Raw genomic sequence first — 10,507 nt, forward strand, 5'->3', positions numbered from 1 at the left:
ATAGAAAGAAATAGGCATTACACCCAATATTTTGAAATTGAATCCGCTTTGGTACGCCAGGGCCGTTTTTTTCATTAAAAAAAAGGGCCGCAACTGCGAGCCCTTTTCAAACTAATAAACCAACTAAACCTAAACTAAAACCTATATGCGTATGTAAATTTTGTATTCCCATGGTTGAAGTTCGATGCTCGCCTTCTCTTCCATTCCCAATGTCCCTTCTCCAACTATTTCGTCAAACTCTTCCAGAACATCGAACTTAATATCAGAAACAAGCGGACGGTCGGAAAGGTTCAAAATGATCAAAAGCTTGTTTGCATCTTTTTCTCGCGTAAATGCCAGCACTTGCTCATTATTGCTGGTTTCGAGCAACTTAAAATCACCACCGGCATCCCCATTCCATAAAGCCTGGTTCTCTGTTTTCAGATCAATTAACTGCTTATAAAATGACTGTTTCTCCAGATTCGACCAGTCAATTTCATCTTTCTCGAAAAAGGCCAACTGCTTGTTCAGTCCGGCTTCCTGCCCACTGTAGATGAGCGGAATGCCGGGAACGGTGAAACAGAATACCGCAAAAGCATCCGCCGCGTCCCCCATACGCTGTTCCACCGTTCCGGCCCATGAATTTTCATCGTGGTTGGTGATGAATTGCATCGGAAATGAACCCGGTGCATAGAAATCTTCATCCATTTCATTGAAATAGTTCCGAATGGCCTGTGCTGTTCGATCACCCCGGGCAACATCATTCATCAAGTGGTGCAGTTTCCAGGCGTAGTTCGATTCGAACGCATACTCCAGCAAAGCCGGGTGATCTTCATCTTCGGCCAGCATGTACACCGGCTTGATCGAGTCGAACGAAGCGCGGGCATCTTCCCAGAAATCCTGCGGAACACCCCAGGCAACATCGCAGCGAAAACCATCAATATCGGCCTCTTCGAGCCAAAAGTCCATGGCATCAATCATGGCACGGCGCATGGGCTGCTCGTCAAAGTTCAGGTCAGCAATGTCCGACCAATCAGGATTGGGCGGAATAATCGCGCCTGTCGAATCTTTGGTGTACCATTCCGGGTGGTCGTAAATCCATTGGTGGTCCCAGCCGGTGTGGTTGGCCACCCAATCGATGATGATTTTAAAACCCAGGTCATGCGCCTGGCTGACGAGTTTTTGAAAATCTTCCATGGTGCCAAACTCGGGGTTAATGCCTTTGTAATCCTGAACCGCATAGTACGATCCCAGTCTGCCTTTTCGTTTCTCTTCCGAAATGGGGTGAATGGGCATGATCCACAAAATATCGACCCCAAGATCTTTCAGGCGGGGCAGGTGTTCGGCAAAAGCCTTGAATGTTCCCTCCGGCGTGTATTGTCGGATATTGACTTCGTACAAAACGGCGTCATTCAGCCATTCCGGCTTGTCAACCCGTGCCAAATCTTCCGTTTGGCTGCCCTGATTAGCCGGCTTTTGAGTTGGTTGGCAGGCTATCACAGACAGGAACAGAATAAAAAAGAGTGATTTCAATTGCATTGGTTCATTTATTTAGGTTAAAATATCGAATGTCGAATAAGAAACATAAAATAAGAAATGTCGGACAAAACACATTTTCATATTTCTTATTTCTTGTTCGGTGTTTCTTATTTTTTTCCGCCTCCGTTTCATTTGATTAATCCCACTTTCGTTATTTTAGTTCGATAATCATCGCTGAACGTGCCGGAACCGCAATACTTGACAGGTCTTTTATTTCTTTTGAATGAATAATTTCCGTGCCGCTGACAGACCCTTCCATCACTTCGTGAAAGCGGTTGGTCTTCAGCACTTGCTCTTCTTCATTCTTGTTTAGCACCACCATCACGGTTTCATTCTGATTGTATCGGAAATAAACATACAACCCGTCTTCCGGAACAAAATGCATCAGTTTCCCGGTATGAATCACGTCCTTTTCTTTTCGCCAGTTTTGAATGGTGCGCAGGTAGTCTTGCAGGTCTTTTTGCTCTGCCGAAAGTCCTTCGCCGGTAAAGGCGTTGACCGCATCGCCAGCCCATCCACCCGGAAAATCGCTACGAATAATGCCATGATCGTCCGTTCCCGGATTCGACATCAACACTTCGGTTCCATAAAAAATTTGCGGAATACCGCGGGTGGTGAGAAAAAAAGCAAGCCCAAGTTTCAAGGAACTGATATCTTCTCCAACCTGGGTGTAAAAACGCGACATGTCGTGGTTATCCGGAAAAACAACCAGGTTGCCGGCATCGGGGTACAAAAAATCATTGGAAAGCGCTTCATACAATTCGATCAACCCTTTGTCCCAACTCTCCTCATGATTCATTGCACGGCTGGCGGCATTTTGCACCGGAAAGTCCATCAAACTGGGCAAGCTGCAATGGTAGCCATCGGCGTTTTGCTTGCCTTTTTGCCAATACGAAACAATGGCTGGATTCATGCTCCACTCCTCACCCACAATGTTGAAATTGGGATATTCCTCCAGCACCCGGGCCGTCCAGTCGGCCATCATATGCTTGTCGGGATAGGGCCAGGTATCTTGCCGGATGCCTTCCAAGCCAACGTATTCAATCCACCAAATACTGTTTTGTATGAGGTAAGTGGCCATGAACGGATTTTCCTGGTTCAGGTCGGGCATAGTTGGAACAAACCAACCGTCCACCATTGCTTTCCGGTCGGCTTCCGAAGCATTCGGATCCTGATGAACTGTACGCCGGTGGCTGGTGATTTTGTAATCCGGATAATGATTGATCCAGTCGCTCATTGGCATGTCGTCCATCCACCAGTGTTCTGAACCGCAGTGGTTGAAAATCATGTCCATAATCAGTTTCATATCGCGCTTTTTCAACTCTTCCGACAATTCCTGGTATTCTTCGTTGGAACCGTAACGCGGATCAACTTTGTAGAAATCAGTCGTGGAATAACCATGATAAGAAACCTGTGTCATGTTGTTTTCCAACACAGGGTTGAGCCAAACGGCTGTAAATCCCAGATCATGCAGGTAATCCAGGCTGTTGATAATCCCCCGGATATCACCGCCGTGGCGTCCATCCTTATCCGCCCGGTTTGGCTTTTCTTTCATGCCGGCTAGTTCATCATTATTCGGATCGCCATTTACAAAACGGTCGGGGGTAATCAGGTAAATCACGTCGGAACTGTTAAAGCCCATTCGGGTTTCTGAATTCGCTTTCCGTGCCTTCAATTCGTAGGTATAAGCCTGGCGATCTCTTTTCCCTTGGGTGAAGATCATTTGAAAAGTTCCGGGCTTTGCTTCCTCGGAAATCTCCAGATCAATAAACAGGTAGTTGGGGTTTTCCACCTGGGTGACACCCTCTAAGGTGACACCCGGATACTCCAGATGCACCTGGCTTCCGGCCAGATTTTCGCCGTGTACCATCAGCTGCAGGTTGGGATTTTTCATGCCCACCCACCAAAATTGAGGTTCAACCCGATCAATCGAAACCGCAAACAACTGGGCCGTTAAGGCCACGACGATAAAAAAACCTAAAACAATTCGCTTCATATTTTAACTTCTTTACTCAATACTACTTCTTGATTTTCAACTAACTCATATTCTTTTCCCCAAATCGTTACCGAAACGGAGCCGGGGTTGTGATTGGTAATCTTCAGCTCATCACTCATTTGAATCTCCAAATGCGAGTTCCGGTAGTTGAGCTTAAACGAATACGATTCCCACGATTCCGGAATGAAAGGATCGAGCAGCAATTGCCCGTTTTTGACGCGCATGCCGCCGAATGATTCCACAAAAGCCATCCAGGTTCCGGCCATGCTGGTAATGTGCAGGCCATCTTCGGTGTCGTTGTTGTAATCGTCCAAATCGAGGCGGGCTGTGCGCAGGTACAATTCATAGGCTTTTTCACGACGACCAATGCGGGCCGCCAGAATGCCATGCACACAGGGCGAAAGCGACGACTCATGTACTGTAATCGACTCGTAAAAATCGAAATGCCGGGTCAGCGTTTCCATGTCAAATTCATCCTGAAACCAGTAAAAGCTCTGCAAAGTATCAGCCTGCTTGATGTAGCACGAACGCAGAATCCGGTCCCACGACCAGTTCTGATTGATCGGGCGTTCCTCCTGGTTCATCTGCTGCACAGGGATAATTTCCTTATCCAAAAAACCATCCTGCTGCAAGTAAAGCCCGGATTTTTCATCAAGTGGGAAATACATCTTTTCAATGATTTCGCGCCAGACAGCCGTTTCCTGCAACTCGTTGAACTTCCACTTCTGAATCATTTCCTCAAACAAATAAGGATGGTCGCGCTTGAGGTAATCAATCACTTTCAGGGTATAATTCAGCGTCCACACCGCCATTTTGTTGGTATGGAAGTTATTGTTGACGTTATTTTCATACTCGTTGGGCCCGGTTACGCCAAGCATCACATAGGCCTGTTTGGCTTCGGACCAGTTGACCCGCTGCGCCCAAAACCGGGAAATCCCCAGCAAAACTTCAAAACCGTAAGGCGCCAGGTACTGCCGGTCGCCGGTATAGTTGATGTAATGGGAAATGGCGTAGGCAATGGCGCCATTGCGGTGGATTTCCTCAAAGGTAATCTCCCACTCGTTGTGGCATTCTTCGCCATTGATGGTCACCATTGGGTACAGAGCCGCGCCATGGTTAAAACCCAGTTTTTCAGCATTTTCAATGGCCTTCTGCAAATGTTTATAGCGGTACATCAGCAGGTTTTTGGCCACCTTTTCAGGTGCTGTGCCCAGGAAAAACGGCAAGCAATACGCTTCGGTGTCCCAATAGGTTACCCCGCCATATTTCTCGCCGGTAAAACCTTTCGGGCCGATATTCAGCCGTTCGTCATCGCCCGTGTAGGTTTGCATCAACTGAAAAATATTGAACCGGATGCCTTGTTGCGCCGCAACGTCGCCCTTGATTTCGATATCAGCCGTTTCCCATTTTTGCTCCCACAGCTGGCAGTGCTCGGCAAACAACTGGTCAAAACCCTTTTGCTGTGCCTGCTGTACCGCCTGTTTGCCGTGTGCCAGCATGGCCTCTTTTTTGTAATGAAGCGATGAAGTGATGGACGCGAATTTTTCCACCAACAACTCCTGTCCTTCTTTCAAATCAAGCTCGAAAACAGTGGCCACCTGTTTTTCTTTCGGAAGGATTTCGGGTTTCACAACCAAGGCTTTTCCATTGACCAGCAAACGTGTATGTTGTCCGTTGCAGGCGTAAAAGCCGGTTTTTTTGGTTTTCATGCACAGGAAAACTTCCTGCCCCTGCGCTTCCTTCTCCACCTCATCCCAAAACTTTTCGTCGTAGTTGGAGTCTTCGTTCATCACATCGCCATCAATAAAAGAGGTGATTCTGACCGGTGCCGAAAAATTCAAGCTCCGAAGCCGGTATTGAATGGCGCCCAACTCCTGCTGTTTCATGCTAAGAAAACGTTTGGCGACCACCTCCACCTGCTTTCCCGACGGCAGTGTAGCCACGAACGAGCGGGTAAGCAATGCGGTGCGCATATCCAGTTCCCTGCGGAATTTTTGGATGCTAGCGGTCGCCAAATCGAGTTCTTCTCCTTCAATTTCCAAATGAATTCCAATCCAGTTGGCTGCATTTAAGATCTTGGCAAAGTATTCGGGATAGCCGTTTTTCCACCAGCCCACCCGGGTCTTGTCGGGGTAGTAAACCCCGGCCAGGTAGTTGCCCTGCAAGCTGTCGCCACTGTATTTCTCTTCGAAATTGGCGCGCTGGCCGGTGTGCCCGTTTCCAATGCTGAAAATGCTTTCGGAAATCCGGTTATTGTCAGGATTAAATCCGTCTTCAATAACTTTCCACTCGCTATGTATGATATAATCTTTCACTGCTTAAGATTTTAATTTCAGTTCATTATCATCTTCAAAAAGGTTTATCAAGTTGCTTAGCCTGAAACCTTCAAAGCCCGGAATCACATGATCGGCCTGTGATAAAGTAGCGGGATCGCCGATTCCGATGCAAACCATGCCGGCGTTTTTGGCCGCCTCAACGCCTGCGATGGCATCTTCGAAAACCACGCAATTTTGCGGTTCAACCTGTAAGGCGCTGGCTCCTTTCAAAAAAACCTCCGGATCGGGTTTGGCTTCCGTCACTTCGTTGCCATCGACAATGGCGTCAAACATATCTTCAATCTCCAATTGCTGAAGAATGAGCGGCGCATTTTTGCTGGCCGATCCCAAAGCCACTTTGATTCCGCTTTGCTTAATTTCCTCAATAAATTCCTTGGCTCCCGGAAGCAGTTCATCAGCCTTCATCCGGTAGATCTGATCGAGGTACACCTGGTTCTTTTTGTCTGCAAACCGCAGCTTCTCATCATCCGTCAAGGTCTTTTTTCCCAGATTTAAAATGATTTCCAGCGACTGCATACGGCTAACCCCTTTCAGCAATTCGTTGTTTTCTTCGGAGAACGAAATGCCCAGTTCGTCGGCCAGTTTTTTCCAAGCCAGGAAATGGTATTTTGCCGTATCGACAATCACCCCATCCAAATCAAAAAGACATGCTTTTATTTTCATCTTTATCAATTTGTTGCAGGTTGTTTTTTCAGTTTATCGGGGCTGTCCACATCATCGACAAACATGACGGACACGGCTGCCAGAATCATGGAGCCACCGCCGACCAGCAAAGCCATAATTGCTTCGCCGCCAAACAGGTGCTTCATGAAAAAACCCAGGATGCTGGCCGCCAGAATTTGTGGAATGACGATGAAAAAGTTGAAGATGCCCATGTAGGTGCCCATCTTTTCGGCGGGCAACGAGCCGGTGAGAATGGCGTACGGCATGGACAAAATGCTGGCCCAGGCCAGACCCACGCCCAGCATGGAAAGGATCAGCAAGTTGGGATCGTTAACCACATAGAACGACGCCAGCCCGATTCCTCCCAAAACCAGGGCAATGGCATGTGTCATTTTCCGGCTGGTGTATTTGGCCAGCACCGGCAGCAGGAAAGCCATCAGCGCGGCAAACCCGTTGTACACCCCAAACAAAACGCCCACCCAGTCGGCACCATCGTTGTACAGGGCCGAGGTGGTATCGGATGAGCCATACACATGGCCAGTGACCGCCGCGGTGGTGTAAATCCACATGGCAAACAAGGCGAACCACGAGAAGAACTGCACAATGGCCAGCTGCCCCATGGTTTTGGGCATGTTCAGCATGTCGGTGATAATGCCCACCAGTCCGTTGTCGGTTTTATTGATTTTAGTGAAGTAAGCCGTCAACAGTTGAATCAATCCGAAAACAGCCAAACCTCCGCTTAAAATGTAAAGCTCCTTTTCAAGCTCGAAATAAAAGAAGAGGTAACTCATGGCCAGCCCAGTCACTAGAAAGACAAGGCCATTACGCATGAAAGCGCCCATCAATTCGAAAGGCGATTTCAATTCGATTTTAATGGAAGGGTTGGCCGAAATCTTCTCCTCTTCAAACGACTTCATTTCCTCCGGCGAATACTCTTTGGTTCGGATGACGGTCCACAGCACCGCCAGAAAGAAAACCAGCCCGCCAATGTAAAACGACAGTTTCACCGAAAGCGGAATCAATTGATCGCCAACAGCGATGTTGCTCACCCCAAACCAGTTGGTTAAAGCGTAGGGCAACAGCGAAGCGATTACGGCCCCGGTACCAATAAAGAAACTCTGCATGGCAAAACCCTGGGTTCGCTGTTCGCTGGGTAGCATGTCGCCCACAAATGCCCGGAAAGGCTCCATCGAAATATTGATCGAAGCATCCATGATCCAAAGCGTGCCAACAGCCACCCAAAGCATAGGCGAGTTGGGCATGATAAACAAAGCCAGCGACGCCAGGATGGCGCCAATCAGAAAATAAGGCCGGCGACGTCCCAGCTTTCCCCAGGTTTTGTCGCTGTAGTACCCAATAATCGGTTGAACGATCAGCCCGGTTACCGGGGCAGCCAACCAATACACAGCCAGCCGGTCCACATCGCCGCCCAGGCTTTGAAAAATTCGGGAGACATTGGCATTTTGCAAGGCAAAACCAAACTGGATGCCCAGAAAGCCGAAACTCATATTCCACACTTGCCAAAAACTAAGCACAGGTTTTCGCTTCATAATTGAAAGAATTGGTTCAATAATTTTTTAAAAGTCGATTTGAAAAAAGACAACTGTTCAAGCCAATCTGTCGTCAACAAACAGGCTACTTCATCTTCATTCATCAACATGACTTGCTATCAAAAAGGGGTGAGCCGTTGCCGGTCACCAGTAAGGAAGTAAAAAAAGAATTGGTTATTTTCGGAATAACTGTACAAATATAAACACGGATTTCTGAATTAATCAAGCCCTTCGGCCTGTTTTAGAAGCATAACCGGCAAAAAGGGATACTAAAAATAGATCGATACCCGCATTGCAAACGTTTGCAGCAAACGAGAAAAAAAATTTCAAATTTTTGCTATGATTTTCTAATCACCAGGGCACTTGATCAACCTGTTGGACCAAAACCAGTGGTTTACCTCGAATGGACTCCGTTTAATGAGCATTCCCCTGTCGGATGAATTCCCAACTCCTGCAGATGACAACCAAGCTTCTGCGGATAACAACAAAGCTCTTGCAGATGACAACCAAACTCCTGCAGATGACACCAAAGCTCCTGCGGATGACAACTAAGCTCCTGCGTATGACAACCAAGCTCTTGCAGATGACACCCAAGCTCTTGCGGATGACACCCAAACTCTTGCGGACGACAACCAAGCCTCTGCGGATGACAACCAAGCTCCTGCAAATGCTTCGCAAGCCCCTTCCGTTGGGGAATTGGGATCAGCGGCTAAGAAATTGAAGGCAAACCGGCTTGAGGATGTCCACACTTTCTCCGGTATAGAACAGGATTTCGGCTTCCGGATCGACGCGGAACACGGTGACGTTGTTGCTGTGCTGGCTAGCCACCAAAAGAAAGCTGCCAGTGGGGTTCCAGGTTTTCCAACCAACAGCTGGGTGATTACCACTGCAAGAAGCCAGAAGCGAGCCGCCAGCAGCAAGAAGATGGAGCTATTCATTCCCAGATTAAACCGTCAGGCCAGGCTTGAAGATCCGCGAACAATCAGGTTCGCATTTAACACCCGGCTTTGGGCGGGTTCGTCGCTTGGATGCAACAGCCGGTTCAACAACATTTCGGTGGCCACGGTGCCCATCTCATAACCATGCTGATCGACCGAAGTGAGGTTGGGTTCGGTGATTCCGGAAAAACGTCCGTCGCTAAAGCCAACGACAGCAATGTCTTTCGGAATTTTCATCCCCCTTCGCTGCAGGGTTTGCATGGCACCAATGGCTGTCAGGTCGTTCACCGCAAACAGGCCATCGGGCACACTTTCCATGTCCAGCAAGCGGTTGGTGGCAATAATGGCCTTTTCAAAGCTGTCGGCTTCAATAATCAAGTCAGGATCGACTGGCAAGCCAACTTCCTTCAACGCTTGCAGGTAACCCTCTTTGCGCTCACGGCCAAGCAGGAGGTTTTGAGGTCCGGCAAAATGAGCAATCCGCTTGCGCCCGCCGTCAATCAGGTGTTTGGTGGCATCGTACGCAGCTTTTCTGTCATCAATAATCACGTGGTCGGTTTGAATTTCAGAAATAATGCGGTCGAAAAAAACCATGGGCACACCACGCTCCTGGATGGCATACAAATGATCAAACCGGCTGGTTTCCTTCGATATAGACACCAAAATCCCATCGACCCGGTGCGACAACAAGGCTTTCACATTGGCGACTTCGCGGTCATACTTTTCATTCGACTGGCAAATAATGACGGTAAAGCCAGCATCATAAGCCACGTCTTCAATACCGCTAATGACCGAAGAAAAAAAGTAGTGGACAATCTCCGGAATAATCACCCCAATGGTCTGGCTCCGGCTATGCTTTAAGCTCAGTGCAACAGCGTTCGGCTCGTACTTAAGCTTCTCCGCCAACTCATTTACCGCAAGCTTCGTTGCCTCACTAATGTCGGGATGATTCTTTAAGGCCCGCGATACCGTAGAAGCGGAAACCCCTAAAATTCGGGCGATATCTTTAATTGTAACCTGACTGCTGCTCATAGCTTGATTTGGCTTCTGGTTTATCCGAGCCTAAAATAAGTATTTTATTACTTCTTCTCTCTGCAAAAACTCATGATTAACACATCGGTTTGATATTACCTACCAGTAACAACCTGTTGTAAAACATAACAAGCGCAAACGTCACCGCAAACGTTTGCAGTCGAAAGCCTGCTAAAAAACAAATGCCACGAATGTTAAAAAAATTAACATTGTGCCTCGGAATACAAAAAAGGAGTAAAAAAAGAGTTAATCAAACATTAAAAAACTTTGAAAATTGAATGAAGAACACGCGCTCTAATTGAATTAAAAAAAACTAATTATTAATGATTATGAAGATTATTCGCAAAAACTTAAAAATCTTACTGATGATCCTGGGTTTGATCATTACACAGGTTTCTTTTGCCCAGCAAGTCAGTTTGTCCGGTACGGTTACCGACCAGGAAACAGGCGAAGGGCTACCTGGCGTAACCATTG

At 47.6% G+C, this 10,507-nt stretch carries 8 protein-coding genes; 1 reads left to right on the forward strand and 7 read right to left on the reverse strand.

The window, feature by feature from the left end; translation table 11 throughout:
* Positions 1–141: 141 nt before the first annotated feature.
* From NC99_RS14880 to NC99_RS14900, 5 genes are all read right to left on the reverse strand, one after another.
* Positions 142–1,518: an alpha-amylase family glycosyl hydrolase gene (locus NC99_RS14880; RefSeq protein ID WP_053185266.1), complete on the reverse strand. Its 1,377-nt coding sequence runs from the start codon at positions 1,516–1,518 to the stop codon at positions 142–144.
* Between the two features lie 151 nt (positions 1,519–1,669).
* Positions 1,670–3,514 (reverse strand): glycoside hydrolase family 13 protein, encoded by a 1,845-nt coding sequence (locus NC99_RS14885; protein WP_053185268.1) that lies wholly within the window; start codon positions 3,512–3,514, stop codon positions 1,670–1,672.
* Positions 3,511–5,829, reverse strand: coding sequence for a family 65 glycosyl hydrolase domain-containing protein (locus NC99_RS14890; RefSeq protein WP_053185272.1), 2,319 nt, complete (start codon positions 5,827–5,829; stop codon positions 3,511–3,513). The genes NC99_RS14885 and NC99_RS14890 overlap by 4 nt, the downstream gene beginning before the upstream one ends.
* Before the next feature lie 3 nt (positions 5,830–5,832).
* Positions 5,833–6,513, reverse strand: a complete 681-nt coding sequence (pgmB, locus tag NC99_RS14895; protein WP_053185275.1) for a beta-phosphoglucomutase — start codon at positions 6,511–6,513, stop codon at positions 5,833–5,835.
* Between the two features lie 5 nt (positions 6,514–6,518).
* Positions 6,519–8,063 carry an MFS transporter gene (locus tag NC99_RS14900; protein WP_053185278.1) on the reverse strand — a complete coding sequence of 515 codons (1,545 nt, stop codon included), beginning with the start codon at positions 8,061–8,063 and terminating at the stop codon, positions 6,519–6,521.
* A gap of 363 nt (positions 8,064–8,426) precedes the next feature.
* Here NC99_RS14900 and NC99_RS14905 point away from each other — a divergent pair, with 363 nt between their 5' ends.
* Positions 8,427–8,615 carry a hypothetical protein gene (locus NC99_RS14905; RefSeq protein ID WP_053185281.1) on the forward strand — a complete coding sequence of 63 codons (189 nt, stop codon included), beginning with the start codon at positions 8,427–8,429 and terminating at the stop codon, positions 8,613–8,615.
* A 150-nt stretch (positions 8,616–8,765) separates the two neighbouring features.
* Here NC99_RS14905 and NC99_RS22715 read toward each other — a convergent pair whose 3' ends face one another.
* Together NC99_RS22715 and NC99_RS14910 are read right to left on the reverse strand one after the other, a co-directional pair.
* The gene (locus NC99_RS22715; RefSeq protein WP_157624947.1) at positions 8,766–8,963 is read right to left on the reverse strand and encodes a beta-propeller fold lactonase family protein; all 198 of its coding nucleotides are present in this window, start codon (positions 8,961–8,963) and stop codon (positions 8,766–8,768) included.
* Between the two features lie 53 nt (positions 8,964–9,016).
* On the reverse strand, positions 9,017–10,033 hold the full coding sequence (locus tag NC99_RS14910) for a LacI family DNA-binding transcriptional regulator (RefSeq protein WP_053185284.1): 1,017 nt from the start codon (positions 10,031–10,033) through the stop codon (positions 9,017–9,019).
* Between the last annotated feature and the right edge of the window lie 474 nt (positions 10,034–10,507).

This window comes from Sunxiuqinia dokdonensis, assembly GCF_001270965.1.
GTDB classification, from domain to species: Bacteria; Bacteroidota; Bacteroidia; order Bacteroidales; family Prolixibacteraceae; genus Sunxiuqinia; species Sunxiuqinia dokdonensis.

Excerpts from the sequence above, each read along its gene's own strand:
- NC99_RS14880 (WP_053185266.1), bottom strand. The coding sequence starts at position 1,518 with ATGCAATTGAAATCACTCTTTTTTATTCTGTTCCTGTCTGTGATAGCC.
- NC99_RS14885 (WP_053185268.1), bottom strand. The coding sequence starts at position 3,514 with ATGAAGCGAATTGTTTTAGGTTTTTTTATCGTCGTGGCCTTAACGGCC.
- pgmB (WP_053185275.1), bottom strand. The coding sequence starts at position 6,513 with ATGAAAATAAAAGCATGTCTTTTTGATTTGGATGGGGTGATTGTCGAT.
- NC99_RS14900 (WP_053185278.1), bottom strand. The coding sequence starts at position 8,063 with ATGAAGCGAAAACCTGTGCTTAGTTTTTGGCAAGTGTGGAATATGAGT.
- NC99_RS14910 (WP_053185284.1), bottom strand. The coding sequence starts at position 10,033 with ATGAGCAGCAGTCAGGTTACAATTAAAGATATCGCCCGAATTTTAGGG.